The organism is Pseudoalteromonas sp. BSi20480 (assembly GCF_000241365.1).
GTDB lineage: Bacteria > Pseudomonadota > Gammaproteobacteria > Enterobacterales > Alteromonadaceae > Pseudoalteromonas > Pseudoalteromonas marina.
The window spans coordinates 1-25,951 of sequence record NZ_BADX01000007.1 but is presented as its reverse complement, the minus strand read 5'-3'; the positions used below and the strand labels follow the sequence as shown (position 1 = coordinate 25,951).

Below are 25,951 nucleotides of genomic sequence, written 5' to 3'. Positions count from 1 at the left end.
AGAATTAGAAAATTGACCATCAACTTTATGCCCTAGCCGGTTTGCAGTGGTTAAATAAATAGCCGATGTTGTAGTAATTGATTCAAAATGTTTATTAGCTCCCTCACACAAGTTATAAAAAATATCAGTTCCAAAGGAATGGCGAAGATGATGATAAACATTCGTGAACTCAATATTTTGATAAGAACTATAAATGTCTGGATTATTTTGTATTTCATTAATCACTTTATTGCGAGTCTTAGCAAAAGTATCGGTACCAAACTTTGTTGAAATACATCTTCCACGAGTCAGGTTAGTAGAATTTGAAACGAATAAATGGTTTGAATCTGTAAGAGGCCGTTCTAAACGAAAATACTGTTCCATTTTTTCTAATAAGTATCTAGGTATATACAGGAACCTAGAGCGGCTATATTTTGTATAGAGTGATGAGAGGTAATATTTGAACTCTTCTTTATGCGGCTGCTTCTTCAGCTCCTTGAAAAGAGATAGTAATCCCTTATATTTCTGAGTGCTTTCATTAAAGTCTTTAAGTAGAAACCCTTGATTCTCTTTAGAACGACACCCTAACTCACCTCCATTTCTCAAAATGATTTCTTCAAGTAAAGAGTTAGTACTTTGATAGATCAGCTCCCTTGTTTGAGGTAACAAATACTTCACACTTAAACTAGGTTTAGAGTTGCTTCTCGCGATGGGGATATGGGAAGATTTGATGCCTATATTTTTATATTTATTGTCAAAAAAATACTGTAGCCAATTGTAATAAGCTTTTAGAGAGTTTACGGCCTGATTTGCAACAGCTTCGCTACTCTGGCATTCTGTTATAAGATACTCATTAATATAGTCATTTATTAATTCCTGGGGCAAAGCTGTATGTATACTAAGAGTAATATTTCCTTCACCCTCGAACTTATCAACCCACTCTAAAAACCGCCCAAGATGATTACAAATTTTATAACTTGCATCTGCACCAATAAACACTTCTTCAAACACATTTTCGATTAGAGCTGAGTTCCTATTTTTCCTCTTTATCAACTCTATTTTTTTACCTACAACTTCTGTATAGCGAGCAAATAAGCAAGGAAGGAGTATAGGAACACTATCACTATCTAGATAAATGTAGTGTTTATTTATTTTTTTATCACTGTATCTGTGCATCAATTAACTTACTTAGATAACTCTTTATCTAAAGTTAGCAGAAACAGGTTTACTTACAAATAAACCCCACAGATAACACCCTCGAGTTTAAAAGCAGTCCATATCTATGTGTATAAACTTTTTCATCACCACAATAAATACTGTTTATTTACACAGTCATTATTATGTAATCCCTATTTATAATCAAGCTCAGTGGCAATTAAAAAAGACGTTTAGTGCTTTCTTGCTCTTTCATACTTCGTAGCCAAAGCAAAACTTCAAAAAAGAACCCTGCCAAAATAAGAATAATAGCACCAGAGGCGTTACCCATTGCATAACAGGTAAACGACGCTATAAAAACTAAACTAGCTAATAACCAATTAATTATATTTTGCATGTGTGTGCTCCTGTGTGTGTTTTTTAACTGTATACCAAAATCAATTGGTTACAAAGTTTTTTAAAACCACCTAATTATAAATTCCCTTGAGCTCACTAGTTCATATTGATAATCTAAGTGCTTTAAAGTTAAGAGCTATAAGTACATGCAAAGGTTCAAAGATAATCACCCTATTCATACCGACATCACTGTAGCATGGGCCGACATGGATGCCCTTCAGCACGTTAACAACGTGGTATACCTGCGTTATTTTGAAATAGCCCGAATAGACTTTTTAAATAAACTAAACTTATTCGACACCATTAAACCCGGTGGAGTTGGCCCTGTTATAAGTGAAAATACTATTCGCTATAAGCGCCCCGTTACCTTTCCCGACACTCTAACTGTTGGGGTCACTATTTCAGATATTAAAACCGACCGGTTTGTAATGAATTACAGTGTATTTAGTCACGCACAAAGTGCGATAACCACCACGGGCACATCAAAAGTAGTGATGTTTGATTTTAAAACGGGTGCAAAAGCCCCCATTACAGAACCACTTTTATCAGCCTTACTAAAATACGCACAAGACGAGTCATAAGGAATTTCTATGCAATACAGCCCACTTGGTAGCAGCGGGGTTAACGTTTCAAGAGTCTGTCTAGGCAGTATGACTTGGGGCGTTCAAAACACTCAACGCGACGCAGACGATCAAATAGCTTATGCATTAGAGCGTGGCGTAAATTTTATTGATACAGCTGAAATGTATGCCGTACCTCCCTCGCCTGAAACCTACGGTAAAACAGAGCAAATTATTGGCGACTGGCTTTCTCGTAATCAACAAAAACGAAGCGACATAGTACTGGCAACAAAAGTAGCGGGTAATGGCCTATCGTGGGTACGAGAGGGTGGCGATATAACCCGCCAAGCAGTTATAGAGGCGGTTGATAATTCCCTTAAGCGCTTGCAAACCGATTATATTGATTTGTACCAATTACATTGGCCTAATCGTTCAACACCGCATTTTGCAAGACAGTGGCCAGGAATACTTAAATTTAGTGATGTAGATACACAAGCTCACCAAGCTGGCATGCTTGATATTTTAGAAGGCCTTAACGACTGTGTTAAAGCGGGCAAAATTAAACATTGCGGACTGTCTGATGATACGCCTTGGGGGATTAGCCAGTTTGTAAGTTTGGCAAAAGAGCACAACTTGCCACGCATGGTGTCTATTCAAAATGAATTTAGCTTAGCTCATGCTAAAGATTGGCCTTATTTGATTGAGCAATGTGTACATGAAGATATTGCTTACCTGCCTTGGTCGCCTTTAGCAGCCGGTTTGCTAACAGGTAAATACCTAGAGGGTGCTCGTCCAAAAGGCTCGCGGTGGAGCTTCGCACAACGTAATGGTATTTTTAGAGATACCCCTAATGCCCAAAAAGCAACCAAGCTATATGCAGAGCTTGCACATGCAAATAATATGACGCCAGCACAACTTGCTCTTGCGTGGTGTAATCAGGTAGATGGAGTAACGTCTTCTATAATTGGCGCCACAACTATGGCGCAGTTAAAAGAAGACATAGACGCGTTTAATATCACTTTAAACGACGAAACCTTAACGAGCATAGGGACTATTTTCAAAAACTATCCTATGCCTTACTAACTTTAGTTTTTAAAAGTATAAAAGCAGGTAAATCACTACCTGCTTTTTTAACTAATAAAAAAATGATTGTTTATTATTGTTAATTACTATCTATACTAAAAGTATTACTTTTAAAGAAAGTTTATGCAATGGTAAAACGCGTATTAATAATTAGTTTGTTATTTTCATCGTTCACGGCACTCGGTAATACTAAGCAAGCTGAGCCCATTAAAGAAATAATTTGGCTACAAAGTTACACACCTCCTTTTCACATAACTAAAAGCGATAAAGCGCCACAAGGTGGGCTTTGTGACAACTTAACAGAGCAACTAATTAACACAATTACTGATGTAAAGCATACACGGCTTGTTGTGCCACAGCAGCGTATAAATAAATATTTAAATGAAGGTAAAAATGTATGCTTTCCATGTGTTATTTATAAAAAACAAAATAATCACATACTCAAACTATCAAACCCAACCACTGTCTACCCGCCATTCTCCGTATTAACAACCACAGAATTAGCCCCAAAATTAACAAAAAAACACGGCTTACCAATTAATTTAATTAATTTATTAGCCGATCAAAACTACATTTACGGCCAAGCCGCGGCACGCAAATTTTCAAATAGAATAAACACAATTATTAGCAATACAAAACTTAATAATAGCTCGTCATTTAGCTGGAGTAGCGAAAACGAAAGCCAAGCCGTGATTGCGCGCTTAAGCCGTGGCTTTTTAGACTACTCTATTGATTACCCATTTATGGCTGACTACTTTAATAAACAAGGAAGGTTTAATAACATAACCAGTATCCCTTTGGCTGAAGAGGAAGATGGCTTTATACGAGGTGCAGTGGGCTGTGCTGTAAAAGCAAAAAATAACTTTGCAACTCAAGCAATAAAAAGGATTAACAATGCATTAAAAACAACCATTTTACAGTCACCTGAGTACATAAAAAGTCAGCATGCTTTTTTAAACCCTAGTTTTGCTGACTTCAACAAACACTATCAACAGCAGGTTATTAACTTTAAGCTACCTGCCACTGATGCTCAATCAAACACTGTTCATTAGCGTACAGAGCAACAGAAAAAGTACTGTTTTCAGCCACTTCACCAACACCTGAAGGCGTACCAGTCATGACTACGTCACCATCGTCTAAGCTCATAAACTCGCTGATTTCTTGTAAAATAGCATCGGGTTTACTTAGCATGAAGTGAGTATCGCCTTGCTGAATAACGGCGCCGTTAATTTTTAATTCAAATTTAAAGTCATGTACGCTGTCACTTAATGCAACAAACTCACTAAAAACAACTGAGCCATCAAACGCCTTTGCGCGCTCCCATGGTAATCCTTTATTTTTTAGTTTACTTTGTACGGTGCGTTTTGTTAAATCAAGCCCAAGACCAACACCTACAAATTTTCTGTTTTTTACTACAAAGCATAACTCTGTCTCGTAGTGCAAAACATCGCCATTATGCTGGGCTCTTAGAGTGTGTGTAATTGCGCTGTTAGGTTTATTAAATAACACCATTTCATCGGGAGTTTCGTTATTTAACTCTGCAATGTGGGCTGTATAATTCCTGCCAACGCAGACGATTTTTGAAGGCGTTAATCTTTCAGAGTCTAGTGTTATAAACTGCATATAATTTAAACCTCACGCTTTAACTTATAAGTGTTTCTAATAAGCCTAAATTAATAGGTTTTAATAAAACACGATCAATATTTAAATCTTTTATCTCTTTTGGATCAGGTTCCGCACCACTCACAATAACTAATCGCAACTCAGGGTATCGCTCGTTAACCTGCTCACCTAAGTCAATCCCGCTACCATCTGGTAAATGCATATCTAACAATACTTTATCAAATTGCTGATCGTGGTTAAGTATTTGCAAACACTGCGCACAGCTTGACGCTATAACCGTCTCTACTCCTAAGCTTTCTAAAAGCAACTGGGTTATTTGTGCAGCATCGTCATCATCTTCTACCAATAAAAAGCGCTGCCTTTTTTCACTTAGCGCTTTGACTTGAATATCTTTTGCCTGAGGCGCATTTTCAGGCGAAACTAAGTAATCCTGAAGGCATTGATATAGCGCACTGCTGTCAACTGGTTTTGGTATTACGTCATTAAAACCAAGTGCTGCAAGCTCTTCATGTATCCCTTTCATTGTGGCAGCTGTAAGCGCAATTATTGGCCCTTTGTAGCCCATTTTTCTAAGCTCAATGGTTGCTTCTTTACCACCCATTATTGGCATGTGAATATCAATAAAAATAATATCGTATGGCGCTTTATAGGCATCGGCTATACGCACTTTTTCAAGCGCTTGTTGGCCATGCTCTGCATAGTCTACTCGCGCGCCGCAGCTACTGATCATATGCCCTACCAGCATCCGTAAATCACGCAAATCATCAACAACCAGTACTCGCCCGTGTACTTTACTGGGTGTTAATTTACTTTGTAACTGTGGGGCACTGCTAAAGTTGAGCACTTGTCGCTCAACACCACTTATGTCACCTGGGTATACCGAAATAGTAAAGGTAGACCCTTTGCCTATTTCTGAATGCAAACTTATATTGCCCTGCATACGAGACAATAGCTCGGCACATATTGCCAAGCCCAAACCTGCTCCGCCAACTGAACGCGACTCTACATCGGCTATTTGTTCAAATGGTTTAAAAATAAGCTGTTGTTTTTCAGGGGCAATACCCATTCCTGAATCTTTAATGCTAAAAAAGAGCATCTCTGTGCCGTCAACATGCTGCGTCCAAGCCTTAACAACTATCTCGCCTTTATCTGTAAACTTAACGGCGTTATTAATTAAATTTATTAGTATTTGACGAACACGCGTCGCATCAAGGCGGGCAACTAGCGGGAGCGCTTGGTCTGATTCAAACTTAAGTGCTAACCCTTTATCAAGCACCGATACACGCATTAGCGTGTATACATCTGCAAGCATGCTATCGAGGTTTACTTCACTGGGTGTGAGCTCTAGTTTATCTGCGGCTATTTTCGATAAGTCTAATACGTCATTAAGGAGGCTAAGTAAGTGTTTACCATTTCGGTAAATCACCCCTAACTCGTTTTCGGCTTGTTGACTAAAGTCGCTTTGCATTAACAATTCTGTGTAACCTAAAATTGATGAAAGCGGTGTACGTAACTCGTGGCTTAAATGTGCTAAAAAACGGTCTTTTGAGCGGTTTTCAGCTTCCGCTTTTAAGCGCTCTACGCGCTCCCCCTCTACATCTTTTCGGGCAAGGGCGTAACGAATTGCACGGGCAAAACGGCTTGAGCTCATTTCTCCTTTGATCAAGTAATCAACAGCTCCAGCGTCAAGTGCCGCAGAATCTAGTTCATCATCCGATTGCCCCGTAAGCATAATAATAGGCCCGCTAAAGCCATTAGCTATCGCTTCTTTTAAAACATCGAGCCCATTAGATGCCCCAAGGCGGTAATCAAGCAAACAAATATCGTGCTCGTTTTTACTTAGCGTTTCTATTGCTTGCTCTGGAGAGCTTACCCATTGAACGTTAAACGTATGTGAGTCTAATTGCTCCAAATAGTCGCAGGTGAGTATGTAATCATCTTCATCGTCTTCTACAAGTAGCAACTGAGTCACTTTATCTAACATACAATCTCCATTAATCGTTAAACGTACTTGGCAACTCTACAAACTCAACCCAATATTTCCCAAGGGTTTTCATCAAATCAACTAAGCCATCAAAAGTAACAGGCTTAGTAATGTAAGAAGCTGCACCTAAGTTATACCCTTTAACCATATCTTCTTCTTGTTTCGATGTGGTTAAAATAACAACTGGAATCCCTTTTAAATTTGGGTTTGCTTTAATCGCCTCTAACGCCTCGCGGCCATCCATTCTTGGCATGTTCAAATCAAGTAAAATTAGCCCAGGACGCGGCGATACTTCTTTATCAGCAAACTTTCCTTTGCGCTCCAAATACTCAAGTAACTCAACACCATCTTCTACAAAGTGCAGCTCGTTAAGTACTCGGCTTTCAGCAAGTGCATCTTGCGTTAATAAACGATCATCTTCGTCGTCGTCAGCCATTAAAATAGTAATTGGTTTAACTTTTGTGTAGGGCATTTAAGCCTCTCCTTGCAAAGTGAAAAGCGCAGCTTCCACTGGTAGTTTTATAATGAAGGTTGCACCTTCACCGTCTTTACTTTGAGCTGTAATAGTACCGCCATGGCGCTCTACAATCCGTCTGCACACAGAAAGACCAATACCTGTCCCTTTATATTGTGAGCGACCATGCAAACGCTGAAACGGTACAAATATTTTATCAGCATAGTCTTGAGAGAACCCTATGCCATTATCCTTTATGGTAATTACTTGAAAGCTTAATTCCGCATTGTGATCTTCATTAAAAATAGCCTCATGTTCGTGACTAATTTTTATATGCGGACTCACATCTGGGCGTCTAAACTTAACCGCATTCGAGAGTAAGTTTAAAAAAAGTTGCTGCATTTGGCTTTTATCTGCTTGAATAACAGGCAACTCTGCCACTTCAATTTGTGCATCTGATTCTTTTATTGCAATCTCTAAGTCGCTAAGAATATCGTCAACTACTTCATTTAAGTTAGTATCATCAAAGTCTTTACCACGCGTAGTAACACGCGAAAACTCTAACAAGTCGTTAATTAAGTTCGACATTCGCTGTGCGGCGTTTTTCATACGGCCAATATAATCTAAGCCTTTTTCGCCTAAATCATCTTTGAACATGGTTTCTAACCGGTCACTAAATGCTTGAATTTTACGAAGAGGTTCCTGCAAATCATGGCTTGCCACAAAAGCAAACTCTTCCAACTCCCGGTTACTTCTGCTTAACTCGTCTGAATACAAGGTTAGCTCTTGCGTGCGTTCAGATACTTTAGTAGCCAATGTTTCGTTTTGTTTCTCAAGGTCAAATCGATATTGAGCGGCATTTCTGAGGTTTAAGCGTGTCATTACAAACATGCCTATAATCAGTATTGCACTAGTAATAGCGGTAATCGCAAACGTAATTTTGGCCTCGTTTTTGATTTGAGCAAGCTTTGAAAAATGGCTCACTTTAAACAGTAGTTCGCGATCTTGTATATCATTTACACGTTCACGAATTTGCTTGTAAAGCTCTCGGCCGTTGTGGGTATTTAAAATAGCTAAAGCACGGCGCTCTTTATCATCAAGCGCTAAGTTAACTGTTTTTTTAAGCTCTTTAATTTTGCTTTCTGCCAGAACAAGTAGCTGTGCTATCCGCTCTGATTGGCCATCAATTTCCGAATGCAGTGATTTAACATGATCTATTTGTGCTTCTAACTGGCCAATTGCATCGAAGTAAGGTGTAAGGTAATCATCTTCTTCCGTTAATAAATAGCCACGCTGCCCAGACTCAGCCTGTACAATAGATAAATGCAATTGCTCTATTGCCGAACTTAGCATGCTAGTGTTGTCTAAGCTTTTTTGTGTTTGGGTTAACCCTTGAATTGTATTTAATGCCAAAAATGCATTGCCCACAATAATAGATAACACCACAACTATAAAAGCCGCCCACGTAACATTCGCTTTACCTTGTTGTTTTTGCATGCTTATTTACTTTCCTGTTTGCGCATAAAACACGCTTTCATCATTGTGAATCAACAATTTTTTGTAAGCTTTCACTGCATTGTTGGCAATTGCTAATAATTTTATTTAGTGCCTCGAGTGCCTTTTCTTTTGGCATATCGTTTTCAAGTACTAACTTAATTAGCTCAGCATTCATTGAAATACGATTTAAAGGGGCTCTTGCATCATGAACTAATTTATTAAGCGGCTCCGATTGATTGTTCTGCGTCATGTTACCTCTCAACTTATTTATACTCGCCAATACCACCGTAAGCATTAAGGCGGTTATAAAGTGTTTTAGTGCTAATTCCTAGCATTTGTGCGGCAAGTGTTTTATTCCCTTGTACCTTGTCGAGCGTTGCATGAATGAGCTCTTTTTCAACTTCTTCTATGGTTTGTCCAGCCGACACTGCGTTATCAGCACTTTGATTATTTACACGTGAAAATGGCGACTCTAGATTATCTGGCAGTGTCACTTCGCCTGATTTCGGGTCACTCATGATAAAGGCACGGTGAATAGCATGGCGAATTTCACGCACATTGCCCGGCCACTCATAACTTTGCAGCTCTTTAAGCTGTGCAGCAGTCCAACTAAATGCGGTGCCATTCTCATCGTTTAGCTGATCTAAAAATGCTTTTGCTAACAATGGAATATCGTCTTTTCGATCTCTTAAAGGCGGAATATCAATAGGAAACACTGCGAGTCTAAAGTAAATATCTTCACGAATAACGTTGTTTTGAGCCAAGTCTTCTAACGTTCGGTTAGTTGCAGAGATTACTCGACAATTGGTTGGAATTTCTTTATTGCCCCCTACACGCGTTACTTTTTTAGTCTCAAGAACTCGTAATAAATTAGGCTGCATATCAATTGGCATTTCGGTTACTTCATCTAAAAACAAAGTACCGTCGTTTGATTGCTCAAATACCCCTTCTTTACGCGCAATTGCACCTGTAAATGCGCCTTTTTCATGGCCAAATAATTCACTACCAATCAGCTCTTTCGAAAGTGCACCACAGTTACTAGCCACTAATGGGCCTTCGCACTGGCTTGCATTGTGTATTGCCTGAGCCACAACTTCTTTACCTGCGCCACTTTCGCCCATTAACATGACATTGGCATTTGTTTTGGCTACTCGCTCAATCATATTGTACAGTTTGTGCATTGGCTCTGACTCGCCAATTAAGCTGCCAAAATGACGCGTAATACCACTGGTTTTTGCCTTTTTAACGGCTACTTTTTTAGGGCCATTTAAAACAAGCTCTAAATCTTCGCGTTGAAGGGGTTTTAGAAGGTGCCCAATATTAGGCTCACACATATCAGCCAATATTCCCTTCACTGAAGGGTGGCCCGATATGAGTGTAATTTTTGGAGACTGGCCAATTATTTTTAAATGGTCAAGCAAATGAAGTCCGCTTCCATCAGGTAACATGAAATCAAGTAACACATGATCAAAGGTATTATTTTCAAACCATTGGTGTGCTTCTTTTAAACTGGTTGCGGTGCTTATATTGTGGCCGAGGAATTCGACTATGTGGCAAACAACGTCACTAAATTCAACGTCATCATCTACTAAAAGTATGTTTAACATGATAAATCCCTGTTCTTTTTTTTTATTCTACGCACCCTAAGAACTAATTTAAAGGTGCGTATTGAGCTAATCTTTTAAAATAACTTAAATGATTTATTGTCCTATTATATCAACCCTCTATTTACGTAAGCTGAAAGCATAACGATCACAATAAAAACAATTTTTATTTGCAAGTAACACTTATACAGCTGATATACTCGTATGTTAATAAAAGGAGATGAAATGCAGCAATTAAAAACCTTAATCCACTCTGGTATTAATATAAACCAAGGCACTCATTTCACACGTATTACCGCTCGTGCCATTGTAATAAAAAACAACAAAATATTACTTATGTACACAAATCGTTATGAAGATTATAGCCTACCTGGCGGTGGTGTAGATGAGGGCGAAAGCATTGAACAAGGCTTAATTCGCGAGTTGAGCGAAGAAACCGGCGCTAAAAATATTACTGTGGTTAAAGATTTTGGTCTCTACGAAGAGTATCGCCCTTGGTATAAAAACGACTTTGATATTATTCATATTAAATCGTATTGCTTCGTGTGTAATATTGCCGATGAATTTGGCAAAGCGAAATTAGAGCACTACGAACAGCAAAATGGCATGACCGCAAAGTGGGTTGATATAAACGATGCAATTGCACATAACGAACGCACATTAGCTAATAGTGAAAAACAAGGCCTTTCTATTTTACGAGAAACCTACCTGCTCAAACAAATTGCACAAATACTATTTTAAAGCCAAGTATAATTTATTAATCAGTTTGTAAATTTTGCACTGACCAGTACTTTTTACTTTATCTAATTTACAAAATTATAAATTAAAAAAGTAAAACAAGACTTTAAAAATAAAATAGCCAATAACAATCAACAAGTTAAAACAAAACCATTCCTGCGATTATATTGGCCTTTGATTTGCACCTATCTGCTTACATAAATTGTAAGGAGATAGGAATGAGCAATACAGTTAAAACGATTAATCCGGCAACTGAGCAAACCATCGATACCTACACGCTACTTTCTCAACATGAGGCTGAGCAAGTAATCGAAAAATCTCACGAAACATATTTAAAGTGGCGTTTAACGTCATTTAGCGAACGCGCAAAACATTTAAATGCCCTAGCAACACTTTTTGAAGAACAAAAAGAAGCCATTGCTAAATTAATGACCGAAGAAATGGGTAAAGTGTATGAGCAAGGCTTTCAAGAAGTTGAACTATGTGCCGGAATTTGTCGTTATACAGCTGAAAACGGCCCACAAGTTTTAGCGGACGAAGAACGAGACATGGACGGTGGCCGCGCCATTATTAGTTACCAACCTACGGGCGTTTTATTAGGCATTCAACCTTGGAACTTCCCGCTTTATCAAGTTATTCGCTACAGCGTTGCTAACATTATGGCCGGTAACACGACCGTGCTTAAGCACGCAGGTAACGTTTTTGGCATGGCTGAAAAAATCGAAGCCCTATTTAAACAAGCCGGTTTCCCGGAGCATTGCTTTAGCAATTTACTTATTGATGGTAAAACAGCAAGCAGCCTAATTGCCCACAAAGCAATTAGCGGTGTAACCTTTACAGGCAGTGATGGTACGGGTAAAAAAGTAGCCGAAGAAGCCGGTAAACACGTTAAAAAAACAGTACTGGAGCTTGGCAGTAACGATGCTTACTTAGTACTGGATGATGCCGATTTAGAACTTGCCGTTAAAACCTGTGTAACAGGGCGTATGATCAATAACGGTGAAACCTGTGTATCAGCAAAACGTTTTGTTGTAGTTGAGTCACTTTACGATGACTTTAAAGCACAAATTAAAGAACAATTTGAAGCCCTTAAAATGGGTGACCCCATGGCCGATGACACAGACCTTGGCCCAATGGCACGTGAAGATTTACGCGACGGTATTCATGACCAAGTCATGCAATCGGTTAAAGCAGGCGCAAATATTGTAACGGGTGGTGAAATTCCATCGCAAACGGGTTACTACTACCCGCCTACAATTCTCGATAACTTATCGCCGGGTATGCCCGCATACGACGACGAATTATTTGGCCCTGTCGCTTCACTTATTAAAGCAAAAGACAACGACGATGCTATGCGCATTGCCAACGACTCTCGCTATGGTTTAGGCGGTGGTATTTTTTCAAAGGATGAGAAAAAAGCCATCGAACTGGCTAAAAAGCACTTTGACACCGGTATGATCAACATTAACGGTTACGGACTTGCACAGCCTAATCTACCGTTTGGTGGTGTTAAAGAAAGTGGCTACGGCCGAGAGCACGGTGGCTTTGGTATGCGCGAATTTGTGAATATTAAAAGTATTATGATTGCCAACGCATAATACAATGCAACATACCTGTTATTGAATAAAATAGCAGCAATAAATATGAAGCCTAAAAGCGAACTGCCGCTTTTAGGCTTTTTTATGCTTAACAAATAAAAGCTCGCTAAGCGCTAATAATCAAAAATAGTTTAGCAAACTATACACTGTTACAAATTTAGGGTTTTAAGCCAGCTTAATGGCTGCTAACTTATTTACTACTTATTAAATATTTCATAAAAAGCTGAGTGCCTTAATAGCAAAAGTCTCAATTAAGTAGAGCAGCATAAAGGATTAAATATGAATAAAACGATAAAAAAATTAGTCGTTATTGCAGCGGTTGCATTATCAGCAGGTGCTTTAGCACAAACCTATAATGTATATAACCACAAAAAAATGGCTGCCATTGAATGCGGTGGTGAACAAAACATAAAAAGCGTTACAAGTAAAAAATTTGAATGTATTGAGCAAGCTAGAAAAACACTATAAATGCGACAAAATCTAAGCTTAAAAATCAGATAAAAACCCGAGGGTTCGCCAAAAAGACAACGATGAATTCACAATGCAAAGCAACCTTTACCAAGGTGAGCGCTAGTTTAGGACTAATAAGAGGAAACTTTCCTTTTTTCTACATGCTTAAACAACCTACATTAAGCATAATATTTATAGCTGGCAATAAGTTACACTATTTGCTAATAGTAAAAACTCATGAATTAGGACCTTTTTAAGCTAATATAGGGAAAGTGTCCTTTGATTAAATTGTTATATTTACCTAGGCATACATTGAATGTATTTACTTCTTTTAGCTTTCTTTTCATCCGCTGTCGTTACAGATGTTACTGGATATTGGATTGGCGAAACCGAAGATAAAAATAGGCTATTTCTTACATTTCGTGGAATAGACGGCACTTACGCTTCTCTACAGCAAAAATTAAACGAGGGTGAAGTTGAACAGTGGCATATTCAATTTGGTTATTGGGAGTTAGCTTCAAACGAAATCTCAACTTCTATAGTTGGAATGCATAGTGAAGATGGTACTAAAGTTTTAAGCGCATGCGTCAGCCCCAAAGTTACCTATTCCATTGATACATTGGGAAACGATATTCTTAGGTATACTTCGAAAAAGTCAGGCACTACTTATTCAACTAAACGTTCAACGGTAGAGCAAGACAATGAAAAAATTTCCAACCAGACACTTGAATTCATAAGGGATAAACTTGCTAAACACAAGGAAGTTTGTGAGTAAATATAACAACTCAATAAACTCGCTCACTTCGTTCGCTGGGACGCATACACTCAGGGCGGCTTCGCCATTATGCCCTACGTGCCTGCGCCCGTTATTGAAAAGTTATGTTTCAGTGTTATCACAATAAGTTTACACGATATGAATAAATTACTGAGTTACCTAGAAGAATGGAAAATATCTAAAACTAAGATATTTGAAAGTGAAGGCTATAAAGCTACTATCACTAAAGTACTAGGTGATTCTAAAAAAGCTCGCTACATAGATCTTGATACAGAAAAGTTAGTTTCAAGAGCGACACTTTGGGAAACTGGAGAATTAGAATTAGAAGCTTTAGATTTTCAATCAGAGAAACAAGTAATTCAATTGTCTGTAATTACCGTCGAAATTTGGGAATTGGATGATAAGTTAAATTGGTGGCTTAGTGAAGTTGCAACGTATTGAAAACATAACAATGCACTCAAAAGGGTAATTACTCCTCCCCCGTTTTAGTGGACACCTCCTCATTACTTTGAGGAGGCTAAAATGCCTAGGTATACCCAATCTAGAAAAACATGGTTTTACCCCGTTAATTTCAAAATCAAAGCAGTCGAACTAAGCTTACGATACGATGTCATGTCAAAGGACGTTGCCGAGGCGCTAGATATTCATACGTTAATGCTTAGTCGTTGGCGCTTCGCTTATCCGACCTACACAAGCTAATAACAATTACTATTTTTCAAACTTGGGGACTTTTCGCTTATCGGCTTTGCTCATGGTAAGTTCTGCTACTTCTTCTTGCTTTAACTCGTCGGGTTTGTCCTCTAATGACTGCTGACTAGCATTTTCATAAGAAAGCTCGGTAAGCAGCGCAAAGTGGTCTGAGCCATATTTGGCTAAGCGCTCAATACGCTTAACCTTAAAACCCTGGCTATGAAAAAGGTGGTCGAGCGGCCAGCGCATAAAAAAGTAACCCGCGTGGAATGTGTTATAAAAGCCGCGACCTTTACGGGGATCTAAAAAGCCACTTATTTGCATAAATAATCGCGTACTGCGCGACCATGCTACATCGTTTAAATCACCCGCTACGATTGTTGGACGAGTTGGGTTTTTAACTGCTTTGGCAACCATTATTAGTTCTGAGTCGCGTGGGCGCGATGAATCTTCTTCAGTTGGGCTTGGTGGTGCTGGATGAATAAAGTGCCCTTGCATTTCAAGGCCTTCGTCGTTTTCAAATAAAATATGAATTGAAGGAATATCATCTTCAATGAGTTCACATATTTGCGCATCGAGTAATTTAAATTTGCTGTATAAATGCATGCCATAGCGATTGTCTTTAGGGCATTCAATATAATGAGGGTAGTTTTTTTTAAGCACCGATAGCTTTTCTTCCCACCAGCTATCGCTTTCAAGTGTAATAAGTAAGTCAGGTTTATGCTGATTCACCAACGCTATTAGTTGCTCACTATTGTGGTTTGACATTAGCACATTAGCCGACATAATTCTTATGCTGTGCTCGCTGTTTTTGCTCGCGCTTTGTACTTCTTTTTTTGCAAGCCAAGTATAAGGAAAGATCCACTTACCTTGTAAAACCATAACAATTACAGATGCGAGCGTAATATAAATATAATGCGTATCACTATTTAGCCATAACAAAAATAGTGAACTAGCAAATATAAAACCAGCAATATAAAACACTTGTAAGCGAACAAAATCGCAGCTTCTAACCAAGTAGTGCTGGCTGTATGACATAGGTAGTAAAGTTACCAGTAAAAAAAAGCCAGTAGTTACAGCCAACAATGTAAGCATTACTTAAATCCCTTTAAATTAATTTAGCGACTCAAAATTGATAAGATTTCTCGTGTATCGTGTACTAAGTGGATAATTTTACGGTCGATTTCGATACTTACAGTACCATTATTTCTCGAACGTTCAACAACCCTACCACGTTTGTATATATCAACCTCTAAAATATCACCAGTATGGTAACGCTTATTTTTACCTGGCGGAGTCCACCCTGCACGAAGTAGCTGCTTTTTCTCTTTTTTAGAAAGAGAGTTATGATCATGATGCTTGTGCTTTTTATGGCCAACCTTTTTACCTTGGTGCTGGCCATGATTGTCTTTGTTTGGGTTAGCTTGTGCCCCAACAGATGACAGCGCAAGTGTGATGAGTGTGATATAAATAGCTGCTTTCATAAGTATCTCCAGTGCTAAAAGTCATCTAAGACTAACAAGCTAGGATGAACATCAAATGAAATAGCGCTTAAACTTACGGTGTTAACGGTGTTTGTACTGAGTTTTACAATGACTGCGCATAATAGCGGGATCGCGTAACTTTAAATGCTTAGTTTTGCGCCCTGCGTGGCGCTTACGCCACACTTTAAAGCTCCCTTTAGAGATGTGCTCTCGCATAAAAACGACGAGCTGAGGGTATTTTAATCCATATAGTTGTTCAATAGCCTCGAAGGGCGTTCTATCTTCCCACGCCATTTCTATAATGCGTGATTGCTGCTCTGCGTTAAACATGGTGTGTTCCAAAAATTAAATTTATACGCGACTTAAAAGCGCGTAGATCATCAATTTCATCACTCACTTTAAAATTTAAAAATAGCTTATATACTTAAAAGAAAATGGATTTGCTAGTCATGCGTTTTATTTTATTAATCTTCGCTTTAGTGGCGTCATCGTTAGCAGTTGCCGAGTCAGGTAAAACATTACGCTGCGTTACAACTCACTACCCGCCTTATACTATTTTTGATGAGCAAAAAAACACATTTACCGGATCAGACATTGAACTGATAAATTACTTAAATCAAAGTTTAGGCTTAAACATTAAAGTAATACACTTACCTTGGGCACGCGTAAAAAAAGAAATGACCCTTAACTATTACGACTGTTATTTCTCTTTAGCAACAAATACCCTACGTGAAAAGCATTTAGAGTTTACTCAGCACCCTACACATGTCACCAAATTTGGATTATTTGCTTTAGATAAAAGTACCCTAAATAACAAAGACTTTTCTAGCACTAGAATAGCTATGCTCCGAGGCGTTGCCTTACCTAATGAAATAGCTGATAAATACAAAATATTGCCTAAAAATATAATGCATGCACTTTCAACGTCAGATTCTTTCAAGTTATTAGAAAAAAAGCGTGTTGATTTTATAATCACTAATTATCAAGCTGGGCTTTGGTTTGCAAAAAACAGTGTCGGCATTCACGCTCGTCAGTTCCATGAATCCAGCTTACCTGTTTATATTGCATTTAAGCCGGGTGTAGTCGATATAAATTTAATTGATAAGCAAATAAAGCAATATTACGAACAATAATTTACGGTTATACATGCACTTTAACGCAACAAGTTTAAAAGCCTATAAAAACCACATATCATTTAACCAAGCTATTTCCCCAAACGTTTTAGGTATGTATGAAATATTATTGTTTGCCGCTCATTTTGCCGTTTAGCCAAGCTGTTGTAGCTGATCAGAAAAGTACAGACTTAATTGAAGTTATTACCACCACAGCATCGAGGGTCGAAGCACTTTCTAGCTCACTCCCATTGTCTATTTCTACCCTAACCGAGGCGCAACTTAAGAGCATTGCACCCACTCACATTGAAGAAGCCCTGCAACGCGTTGCTGGTGCTAATGTACAGCGCGGCAATGGACAAGAATATTTGCCTGCGCTTCGCTCGCCAGTTTTGTCTGGGGCTGGCGCATGTGGTGGTGTGCTAACTTTAGAAGATGGGATAGCGCTTCGCGCTGCGGGCTTTTGTAATATAAATGAGCTATTTGAATCGCATAGTGAAATGGCCCAACGTATTGAGGTGTTAAAAGGGCCGGGCTCAGCTTTATACGGCTCAAATGCTGTGCATGGTGTTATTAATGTAATAACACCCGACACAACTCAAGGCGGCGGTTTATTGGGCGTAGATTATGGCTCATATGGCTATGCACGCGTTAAATTACGTGCAGGGCAAGACTATGGGAACAGCGGAATTGGCATAAACGCCAGCATTACTGACGATACAGGGTACCGTGATGATGAAAGTGTTAAGCAACAAAAAGTCAATATACGCCATCGTCTAGAGCGCGATAATCTATTGCTCACATCAGGTATAACTTATACACATTTAGATCAGCAAACAGCTGGTTTTATTACTGGGTTTGAAAGCTATAAAAATAAAGATATAGCACAGCAAAACTTCGATCCTGATGCATTTAGAAAGGCAACATCTTTGCGAGCGTGGAGCAATGCAACATGGCAATTAGCCAATAACGATGTACTTTCTACCACTGTGTATATGCGCGATCAAAGTATGGACTTTTTTAAGCACTTTTTACCAGGTACACCGCTTGAAAAAAACAGTCAAACAGGTATTGGGGTTCAATCGCTTTATAAGCACAGTATAAATAACAATGTAACTCTGAACCTAGGCTTAGATGGCGAGTACACCCAAGCCGACTTTTTACAAAGCCAAAACGAGGCAACGCAAGGCTCGGCATTTTTAGTGGCTACCGTGCCACAGGGTAAACATTACGATTACAACGTCAATGCCACACTTTATGCACCATTTGCATCCGTGAATTGGCAATTAAATAAATGGCTATTAACAGCCGGGGTTCGTTACGAGCACATGCAGTACGACTACAAAAATAATATGCTTGCGGGCAGAACAAAAGAAGATGGTAGCGAGTGCGGGTTTGGTGGGTGCCGATACAGTCGTCCTGCTAGCACTAAAAATAGCTTTAGTAATGCCTCACCTAAACTTGGAATAAGTTACCAGTACAACAGTAATAATACGTTTTACGCTAACTTTTCTCGCGGTTACCGAGCGCCACAAGCTGCTGAGTTATATCAATTACAACGCGAGCAAACCAACGCTAATTTAAACCCAGAAATAGCTAATAACGCTGAGTTTGGTATAAAAGGATTATACAGTAAATTTAATTATGGCTTATCTGTATATGCTATGAGTAAACACAATACTATTTATCGTGATAGCGACTTTTTCACTGTAAATGATGGCAGCTCTCGCCATCGAGGGGTTGAACTTGAGCTTAATTATCAATTACCCAATAACGTGTCGGTTAACTTTGCAGGTACACATGCTAAACATAGTTACACTAACAACCAAGTTATTAACGGCCTAAACATAAATGGCAACGACATAGATACCGCACCACGCAACATTGCTAATATTGATATTACGTGGCAAGCACGTAACAACACCCAATTTGCACTTCAATGGCATCATGTTGGCCATTACTACACAGACCCTGAGAACTTAAATGAATACGAAGGCCATTCGGTTCTTAGCCTACGCGCCCAGTGGCAAGCAACAAAAAATCTTGAAGTTATGGCTCGTATTATAAATGTGACCAATAAAGCGTATGCAGAGCGAGCTGATTACACTAGTTTTACAGGCGATAGATATTTTCCGGGTAAACCACGCAATGCCATGTTATCGGCATCGTATACTTGGTAAATAAAGCTATTAAAATAAAGCGGCTTATATACGTATAAGTCGCTTTATTTACTGCAGGAATGAGGTTTAAAGCATTTATAAGACTAATTCTTTGGGGTGCTATCAAATGCATCAACATGATGTAAATCATCAAGCCAAGGCAATGCTGACTTTGTCCAAATTTGTATTGAAGGTTTAAACAAATCGCGCTGATCAATCGAACCTAAACGCAACCCATATATACGATCGATAGAAGACTCATTTGTTGCATAAAGTGACGTACCGCAATTTGCACAAAAACCTTGCGCTCGCTTATTGCCACTTTGCGCTGTTTTTACATACTCTTTCGGTTGTCCTTTTGTAAAATCAACCGAATTAGGATCTGCAATTACAACGGCTCTAAATGGTCCACTCGACATCCGTTGGCAATCACTGCAATGACATACTACTACGTTATTATTTTGTGTGGTGGCCTCATAAGTTATATCGCCACAAAAACAGCTTCCTGTGATTTTCATATAGTAATCCTCTAACATAGGCCTATAGAGCCTTCACACACCTTTACGTACTACGCTTAAAATACATTGAGTTAGCTTATGACTTTTACTAACTCAATTGTTAGCAGCCTACTTTTTACTATCTAAGTAATCTACAGCGAGCTGGCTTAATGCCTTAGTCCCTACTTTAAACGATGATTCGTCAGCATAAAAATAAGGTGAATGATTACTTGGTACCGTTTTTAAATCTTGGCTACTTGGCGTACCACCTAAAAATACAAAGACACTTGGGACTTCTAATGCATAAAACGAAAAGTCTTCTGCACCTGTAATCTTATTCATTTCCACTAGGTTATTTTTACCCGCCGCTTTTGCGAGGGTTGGCAGCATTTGCGCAGTAAGCTCAGGGTTATTCACCGTTACTGGGTAACCTTCATGAATATGCACATCGGCAGTTGCTCCCGACGACTTAGCAATATGTGTAGCCGTTGTTTTTATTTTTTCAAAAATCTGTGCTCTATTATTCATATCAAAATTGCGAATTGTACCTACCATTTCAACTTTTTCAGGAATTATATTATTGCGCACTCCACCTGCTATTTTGCCAAACGACACAATTGCGGGCTCTTTGGTTATATTTACTTGGCGGCTCACAATATGGTTAACACCCGTTACAATTTGTGCAGCCGCTGCAATAGGGTCAACCCCAGTCCACGGTGCTGAACCATGTGCTTGACGACCATTAACAGTAATTTCAAACCTATCAGAACTGGCCATAGCAGGGCCGCTTCTGTAACCAATTTTGCCGCTGTGTAAGCTCGATGTTATGTGAAGACCAAATGCCACGTCGGGTTTATATTTGGTAAATATCCCCTCTTTGAGCATCAATTCTGCACCGCCTTCCTCGCCAATAGGTGCGCCCTCTTCTGCTGGCTGAAACACAAACATAATATTACCGTGCAGCTCGCTTTTCATATCGGCCAATACTTGTGCTGCGCCCATCAACATGGCTACATGCGTGTCGTGCCCACAGGCATGCATTACACCCACATCTACACCGCGGAAATTTGTGGTTTTGGTTGATTTAAATGGCACATCTGTTTTTTCTGTTACCGGTAGTGCATCCATATCGGCGCGTAGCATTACCGTAGGACCAGGCTTTGCGCCTTTTTAAAATACCCACAACACCAGTGTAAGCAATATCGGTTTGTACTTGCATACCTAACGACTTTAAGTGTTTAGCCACAATGCCTGCGGTACGTGTTTCACGATTACCAAGCTCAGGGTTTTGGTGAAAGTCACGTCGCCATTCAATTACCTGCTGCTCTACATTTTTAACGTGTTGATCAAGGTTTGCCTGCGCGTTAAATGTACCAAGTGCAGCAAAACCTAATACCACTGAAAGTAGTGATTTTTTCATCCTGTTTTCCTTTATTATTTTAATGAAGCCCAACAACCGATTTAGTGTTATCGAAAAGTGCTGTTGAGTTATAGCCTACACCATTTTAAATGCACTATCCTTAAATCGCACAGACGACATAGATTTACTCTGCGATACTAAAACTTAATTTAAATGGTAAATGTAATTAAAAAAAACCAATCGCAAATACGATTGGTTTTAAAAATAAAGCTCAAATTGCTTTTGCATTAATTAGCTTGGGCTTTATAAGCGTTTGCATTTTTTAATGCTGTTAAAATCATTAAACCGTACATTATGCTGGCGCATTACGTCGAGTATTTTTTTGCTTAACATTTGGCGTAAATAAAATGGCTGATTTGGTACAAAGTGATGGATGGTATGCGTTTTACCAAAATTAAAACAAAACAAGTGAAACGGCATAAATAAACGGCTTGTTAGTACATGAGTTTGCTCTAGCATGTTATTAACGCCGCCATAGTAATGCATGCTTGAGGTAACAAAGTTAAGCGAGCTTGAGCGCACTATATTTGGCACAATTAACACAATCATCATAAATTCAAACACATTTAAAACCTCTAACGCTAGAGCCGGGGTGCTTGCTTCAATGGGTACAAATAAGTTAACTGTATGGAATATAATTACACTATACAAAATAATAAAATATGTAGTTGTTACTGGAAAGCCCGCATTAAACACGCTTAAAAAACTAAATCCTTTAATTTCTTTACTAAAACGTTTGGTATTAATAACTAAACCGAGTAAACCGTCCACAATAACAAGCGCACGCATAAATGGATTTTTAATGCCATTGCCCACTAAGCGCTCTTCGAGATCTTGCTCCGTACCTGATGTTTTATGATGATGTAAATGCATTTTGCGGCGATACCATGGGCTAATGGTGTTTGGCCTCATTAACCAAACAGTTAACATCATAAAATTATGGATTAAAGGCTGGTTACTAAAATACTGTTTATGAATGAGATCATGCTCAAGTTCGTGAGAAATCGAAGCCGCCATCGCTGCCAAAATAATACAAGCCCATGCAGGTATAATGGCAAGGTAATACAAAACCCCAACACCAATTAAAGCACTCAACGAGAGCAATAATATAACAAGCCCAATGGTATTTTGATGAGCAAGCAAAGGGTATTTTTGGCGAAGTACTGCCTCTTCGGCTTTTATAGCTTTAACAATTGCTTGAATATTTTGTTTGGCACTTAGCTGAGTCATATGAACGTTCTTAAAACCGTGTTGTAAACATGATACTTAATTACATCATACGCTAAAACATTTAAGTTGGATTTCATTGTATTTAAGCAAAAAATCAATTTTTAAATGTTAAGCCTAATTTCCTATCTAAAAGGGTTAAATACTTAATATATAAAGTGGTAAGCACTTCAAAAGAGCGTTAATTAAACGTAACAAATGTGGATTTACCTGCATTTACCCTATAATCTATATTATTAATAACATAGCTGTGCGGGAAAGCCTTTAAATTATGAACACTTTTCAATCTATTTATAAAGAAGGCAAATGGCAAACGTCGCTACCTAAAAAATCTGATGCTGCATTAGTATTTGCTTTTGGTGACAGACATGCCATGGCAACATCACACATGTTGCCTCAATTAAAATCATCTTTCCCTGAGGCTGAAATTGTAGGGTGCTCTACCAGCGGAGAAATTCAAGGTAGTGAAATACACGACGAAAGCATAGCGCTGACCGCCGTCCACTTTGAGAAAAGTCATGTTGTTGCCAAGTCAGATAACATTAGTAACTATGCCGACTCAAGCTCTTTGGGCACCGCACTTGTAAATCAATTAGATCATAATGGCTTACGTTATGTGTTTGTTGTTTCTGATGGACAGCTTATAAATGGCAGCGAGCTCATTGAGAGTATTACTGGCGCATTACCTAAAAACGTACTTGTAACTGGTGGCTTAGCGGGTGATCAGGCTCGCTTTAAAGAAACCATAGTATGGCACAATGATAACGTAACTAAAGGCTTAGTCGTTGTTGTTGGGTTTTATGGCGAAAAGTTAAATATTAGCCATGGTACCATGGGCGGGTGGAAACCATTTGGCCCTATACGCGAAATTACCAAATCAACTAAAAATACCCTTTATGAAATAGACCACAGTCCTTCACTGGAATTGTACAAAACGATGCTAGGTGAATACGCTGACGGGCTGCCAAGCTCTGCTTTATTATTCCCGCTATCTATGCAAGAAGTTGGTGAAGAACAATCCGTAGTCAGAACCATTTTAAGTATTGATGAAGATAAAAAAAGCATGACCTTTGCAGGTAATCTTCCTGAAGGGGCTAAATGCCAACTAATGCGCGCAAACTACGAAAATCTAATTGATGGAGCACAACAAGCGGGTGAAGCCGCCATACAAATGATGGGCAGTAACCAGCCTAGCCTTGCGCTTTTAGTGAGCTGTGTTGGTCGACGAATGATACTTGACCAATTAATTGAAGAAGAACTTGAAACAATCGCAGACTTACTTCCCGAGAACTGCACTAGAACCGGGTTTTACTCTTACGGCGAGTTATCGCCTCATGTTCCTTTTGGCCCGTGTCATTTACATAATCAAACCATGACACTTACCTTGCTAACTGAAGACTAAGAGGTTTACAAGTTGCACAAACTGCTAGCACGCCAGTTAAAACGTAGTAAGGTTGATGAAAGCTTTGTTCAAGAGTATGCCGATATTATATCGCGGGTATCTGATGCTTATGAACTGAATGAGCGCGAAATTAATATTTTAGAGCGGTCATTATTTATTACGTCTAACGAATTAAACGAACGCAATGATTTACTTAAAAACCAACTCAATGAGCTTTCAGATACACAGCAACAATTAGAACATTCAATTAGTGTGCTTAACGCAACATTTGACGCTATAGGCGAACAAGTTACTGTGCTAGACCTAAAAGGTAACGTTGTGAGCGCCAATATAATGGCCAGAGAGTTCTTCGAGCGCTTTAATTTAGACGCATATAATTACTTTAGCCAAATAGATAAAGTAATAAAAAAAGGCAACAAAAGCGCCGATATTATCGCGCAATTAAAAGCAGACTCAAAACAGGCATTGAGTGGCGAGTTTGAATCTATCGACGACAAACATTATAGTTACCGCTCACTCCCTCAGCTTAAAAATGGCCAACTTATTGGTCGTGTATTTTGTATTCGTGATATCAGCGTTGAAAAAGAACATGAAGAAATCATTCATTTTCAAGCCTACCATGACGCGCTAACAGGATTAGCAAACCGTCAATTATTTATGGACCGTCTTGAGCATTCACTTACACTCGCAAGACGCGATGATTCGATGACCGCAGTGCTCTTTTTAGACCTAGACAACTTTAAGCGAGTTAACGACACTGAAGGCCACAAAGGCGGCGACGAACTACTAATCAAAATGGTAGAGCGTATTAACCACCGTTTAAGAGAGCAAGACACACTTGCCCGAATAGGTGGTGATGAGTTTGTAATACTTGTTGAGCTTGTAAAGTCAAAAAATAATATTGAAAACTTGTGCGAGGCGTTGTTAGAGACAATAAGTAAAGAATTTTTTATAAATGGTCGACCTCAATATGTATCATCAAGCATTGGAATTGCGTTATATCCACAAGATGGTATTACACCCGACTCCTTGCTTAGTAATGCCGATATGGCGATGTATGATGCCAAAAATAATGGCAAAAATGCCTACCGTTTTTATCATAGGAAATTAGAAGCTCATGCCCGTGAACAAATGGATATTGAGCGCGAACTTCGCAAAGCAATAAACAACCAAGAATTAGAAATATACCTACAACCTAAAATAGGTTTAGACTGCAATCAGATTTTGGGAGCTGAAGTGTTAATGCGCTGGTTTACGGCTAGCGGAGAGTCTATACCGCCCGATTTATTTATTCCTATTGCTGAATCAACTGGGCTAATAAAAAAAATAGGTGAGTTTGCTATTAGCTCGGCTATATCGCTATTAGAGCAATGGCAACTAGAGGGCATCGCGCCTTTAAAGCTTGCGGTCAACCTATCAATTATTGAATTTCAGGACGAACATTTTATTGATTACATTATTGAAAGTATTTCAAACTCATCAATTAGTGGCGATCAATTAATTATTGAGTTAACTGAATCTATTTTTATGGAAAATAAAGAGAAGATGAGTAAAACCATGCATAAGCTCAAGCACTATGGTGTTGCGTTTGCATTGGATGACTTTGGTAAAGGTTACTCGTCGTTTAGTTATTTACAGTTATTGCCTATCGATTACTTAAAAATAGACAAATCGTTCTTACAAAATGTCATTACTGATGAACAAAGCGCTGCCATTGCCAAGTGTATTATCGATATTGGTCATAACTTAGATTTAGCTATTATTGCAGAGGGAATAGAGGATCAAGAAACGCTTGATTACGTATCAAAGACTCACTGCGAAATAGCGCAAGGATTTTTTATGTACCGCCCTATGCCCTCTGATTCATTTACAAAGCTAATACGAAAAAACAGCCACGCAAAGTGATATGACTATTTAGAATATCACCTTGAGTGACGCTCGAGCCTATTAGTAAAAGCCCCATTATAGAGTAATTAATTCGTCCATGAAGCTACATCCATCGTTCATCCATGAACTCACTTCGAATAACTGCGAAACTTCGTTTCGGTTTAATCTCACCCAGCT

25 protein-coding genes and 2 pseudogenes are annotated in these 25,951 nt (G+C 38.8%); 13 read left to right on the top strand and 14 right to left on the bottom strand.

Features of this window, described 5'->3' with window-relative positions:
• Both P20480_RS17470 and P20480_RS19545 read right to left on the bottom strand, forming a co-directional pair.
• A partial coding sequence (locus tag P20480_RS17470) for an OTU domain-containing protein (RefSeq protein WP_138922275.1) occupies window positions 1-1,158 on the bottom strand: 1,158 nt, incomplete at its 3' end.
• A gap of 196 nt (window positions 1,159-1,354) precedes the next feature.
• Window positions 1,355-1,531 (bottom strand): hypothetical protein, encoded by a 177-nt coding sequence (locus P20480_RS19545; RefSeq protein ID WP_006793665.1) that lies wholly within the window; start codon window positions 1,529-1,531, stop codon window positions 1,355-1,357.
• Between the two features lie 145 nt (window positions 1,532-1,676).
• Between P20480_RS19545 and P20480_RS16680 the strand changes: the two genes are divergently transcribed.
• The 3 genes from P20480_RS16680 to P20480_RS16690 all read left to right on the top strand — a co-directional run bounded on the left by P20480_RS16680 (window position 1,677) and on the right by P20480_RS16690 (window position 4,225).
• Window positions 1,677-2,111, top strand: a complete 435-nt coding sequence (locus P20480_RS16680) for an acyl-CoA thioesterase (protein WP_006793666.1) — start codon at window positions 1,677-1,679, stop codon at window positions 2,109-2,111.
• A gap of 9 nt (window positions 2,112-2,120) precedes the next feature.
• The gene (locus P20480_RS16685; RefSeq protein ID WP_008126522.1) at window positions 2,121-3,173 is read left to right on the top strand and encodes an aldo/keto reductase; all 1,053 of its coding nucleotides are present in this window, start codon (window positions 2,121-2,123) and stop codon (window positions 3,171-3,173) included.
• A 128-nt stretch (window positions 3,174-3,301) separates the two neighbouring features.
• Window positions 3,302-4,225, top strand: a complete 924-nt coding sequence (locus tag P20480_RS16690) for a hypothetical protein (RefSeq protein ID WP_008126520.1) — start codon at window positions 3,302-3,304, stop codon at window positions 4,223-4,225.
• Here P20480_RS16690 and P20480_RS16695 read toward each other — a convergent pair.
• The 6 genes from P20480_RS16695 to P20480_RS16720 are packed head-to-tail and all read right to left on the bottom strand — an operon-like array spanning window position 4,182 to window position 10,338.
• Window positions 4,182-4,796, bottom strand: a complete 615-nt coding sequence (locus P20480_RS16695) for a fumarylacetoacetate hydrolase family protein (protein ID WP_033024882.1) — start codon at window positions 4,794-4,796, stop codon at window positions 4,182-4,184. The genes P20480_RS16690 and P20480_RS16695 overlap by 44 nt on opposite strands.
• 19 nt (window positions 4,797-4,815) lie before the next feature.
• On the bottom strand, window positions 4,816-6,780 hold the full coding sequence (locus tag P20480_RS16700; protein ID WP_008126517.1) for a response regulator: 1,965 nt from the start codon (window positions 6,778-6,780) through the stop codon (window positions 4,816-4,818).
• Between the two features lie 10 nt (window positions 6,781-6,790).
• Complete coding sequence (locus P20480_RS16705) at window positions 6,791-7,252, bottom strand: response regulator (protein ID WP_008126515.1); 462 nt, start codon at window positions 7,250-7,252, stop codon at window positions 6,791-6,793.
• A complete protein-coding gene (locus tag P20480_RS16710) occupies window positions 7,253-8,737 on the bottom strand; it encodes a sensor histidine kinase (protein ID WP_086007391.1) in 1,485 nt (494 codons plus the stop codon). It abuts the gene before it with no gap.
• Window positions 8,738-8,771: 34 nt separating this feature from the next.
• Entirely contained in the window at window positions 8,772-8,981 is a 210-nt protein-coding gene (locus tag P20480_RS16715) for a hypothetical protein (RefSeq protein ID WP_008126509.1), read from the bottom strand.
• A 13-nt stretch (window positions 8,982-8,994) separates the two neighbouring features.
• Window positions 8,995-10,338 carry a sigma-54-dependent transcriptional regulator gene (locus P20480_RS16720; protein WP_006793674.1) on the bottom strand — a complete coding sequence of 448 codons (1,344 nt, stop codon included), beginning with the start codon at window positions 10,336-10,338 and terminating at the stop codon, window positions 8,995-8,997.
• A 222-nt stretch (window positions 10,339-10,560) separates the two neighbouring features.
• Here P20480_RS16720 and P20480_RS16725 point away from each other — a divergent pair, with 222 nt between their 5' ends.
• The 6 genes and pseudogenes from P20480_RS16725 to P20480_RS17460 all read left to right on the top strand — a co-directional run.
• On the top strand, window positions 10,561-11,076 hold the full coding sequence (locus P20480_RS16725) for an NUDIX hydrolase (protein ID WP_008126506.1): 516 nt from the start codon (window positions 10,561-10,563) through the stop codon (window positions 11,074-11,076).
• Between the two features lie 215 nt (window positions 11,077-11,291).
• The gene (locus tag P20480_RS16730) at window positions 11,292-12,671 is read left to right on the top strand and encodes an NAD-dependent succinate-semialdehyde dehydrogenase (RefSeq protein WP_008126503.1); all 1,380 of its coding nucleotides are present in this window, start codon (window positions 11,292-11,294) and stop codon (window positions 12,669-12,671) included.
• Between the two features lie 279 nt (window positions 12,672-12,950).
• The gene (locus P20480_RS16735) at window positions 12,951-13,139 is read left to right on the top strand and encodes a hypothetical protein (protein WP_008126500.1); all 189 of its coding nucleotides are present in this window, start codon (window positions 12,951-12,953) and stop codon (window positions 13,137-13,139) included.
• 298 nt (window positions 13,140-13,437) lie between these two features.
• Complete coding sequence (locus P20480_RS17465; protein ID WP_033024881.1) at window positions 13,438-13,896, top strand: hypothetical protein; 459 nt, start codon at window positions 13,438-13,440, stop codon at window positions 13,894-13,896.
• 138 nt (window positions 13,897-14,034) lie between these two features.
• Window positions 14,035-14,337, top strand: coding sequence for an immunity protein TriTu family protein (locus tag P20480_RS16740; protein WP_033024886.1), 303 nt, complete (start codon window positions 14,035-14,037; stop codon window positions 14,335-14,337).
• 81 nt (window positions 14,338-14,418) lie between these two features.
• Window positions 14,419-14,577 (top strand): annotated as a pseudogene (locus tag P20480_RS17460) (transposase); the annotation flags it as partial.
• 27 nt (window positions 14,578-14,604) lie between these two features.
• Here P20480_RS17460 and P20480_RS16745 read toward each other — a convergent pair.
• The 3 genes from P20480_RS16745 to P20480_RS16755 form a co-directional block, all read right to left on the bottom strand.
• Complete coding sequence (locus tag P20480_RS16745; protein WP_008126496.1) at window positions 14,605-15,681, bottom strand: endonuclease/exonuclease/phosphatase family protein; 1,077 nt, start codon at window positions 15,679-15,681, stop codon at window positions 14,605-14,607.
• Window positions 15,682-15,704: 23 nt separating this feature from the next.
• Complete coding sequence (locus P20480_RS16750) at window positions 15,705-16,070, bottom strand: hypothetical protein (protein WP_008126494.1); 366 nt, start codon at window positions 16,068-16,070, stop codon at window positions 15,705-15,707.
• 81 nt (window positions 16,071-16,151) lie between these two features.
• A complete protein-coding gene (locus P20480_RS16755; protein ID WP_006793686.1) occupies window positions 16,152-16,400 on the bottom strand; it encodes a TIGR03643 family protein in 249 nt (82 codons plus the stop codon).
• A 119-nt stretch (window positions 16,401-16,519) separates the two neighbouring features.
• On the opposite strand from P20480_RS16755, the gene P20480_RS16760 reads away from it, so the two are divergent.
• Together P20480_RS16760 and P20480_RS16765 are read left to right on the top strand one after the other, a co-directional pair.
• Complete coding sequence (locus tag P20480_RS16760) at window positions 16,520-17,203, top strand: substrate-binding periplasmic protein (protein WP_008126487.1); 684 nt, start codon at window positions 16,520-16,522, stop codon at window positions 17,201-17,203.
• 98 nt (window positions 17,204-17,301) lie between these two features.
• On the top strand, window positions 17,302-19,362 hold the full coding sequence (locus P20480_RS16765; protein ID WP_008126483.1) for a TonB-dependent receptor: 2,061 nt from the start codon (window positions 17,302-17,304) through the stop codon (window positions 19,360-19,362).
• An 83-nt stretch (window positions 19,363-19,445) separates the two neighbouring features.
• On the opposite strand, the gene P20480_RS16770 is transcribed toward P20480_RS16765, so the two are convergent.
• The 3 genes and pseudogenes from P20480_RS16770 to P20480_RS16775 all read right to left on the bottom strand — a co-directional run bounded on the left by P20480_RS16770 (window position 19,446) and on the right by P20480_RS16775 (window position 22,488).
• On the bottom strand, window positions 19,446-19,859 hold the full coding sequence (locus tag P20480_RS16770) for a GFA family protein (RefSeq protein ID WP_008126482.1): 414 nt from the start codon (window positions 19,857-19,859) through the stop codon (window positions 19,446-19,448).
• A gap of 108 nt (window positions 19,860-19,967) precedes the next feature.
• A pseudogene (locus tag P20480_RS17455) lies at window positions 19,968-21,258 on the bottom strand (M20 family metallopeptidase).
• A gap of 243 nt (window positions 21,259-21,501) precedes the next feature.
• Window positions 21,502-22,488, bottom strand: a complete 987-nt coding sequence (locus tag P20480_RS16775) for a fatty acid desaturase (RefSeq protein WP_008126474.1) — start codon at window positions 22,486-22,488, stop codon at window positions 21,502-21,504.
• 268 nt (window positions 22,489-22,756) lie between these two features.
• On the opposite strand from P20480_RS16775, the gene P20480_RS16780 reads away from it, so the two are divergent.
• Together P20480_RS16780 and P20480_RS16785 are read left to right on the top strand one after the other, a co-directional pair.
• Window positions 22,757-23,887, top strand: a complete 1,131-nt coding sequence (locus P20480_RS16780; RefSeq protein ID WP_008126473.1) for an FIST signal transduction protein — start codon at window positions 22,757-22,759, stop codon at window positions 23,885-23,887.
• Between the two features lie 12 nt (window positions 23,888-23,899).
• On the top strand, window positions 23,900-25,792 hold the full coding sequence (locus P20480_RS16785; protein WP_008126471.1) for an EAL domain-containing protein: 1,893 nt from the start codon (window positions 23,900-23,902) through the stop codon (window positions 25,790-25,792).
• Window positions 25,793-25,951 lie beyond the last annotated feature (159 nt).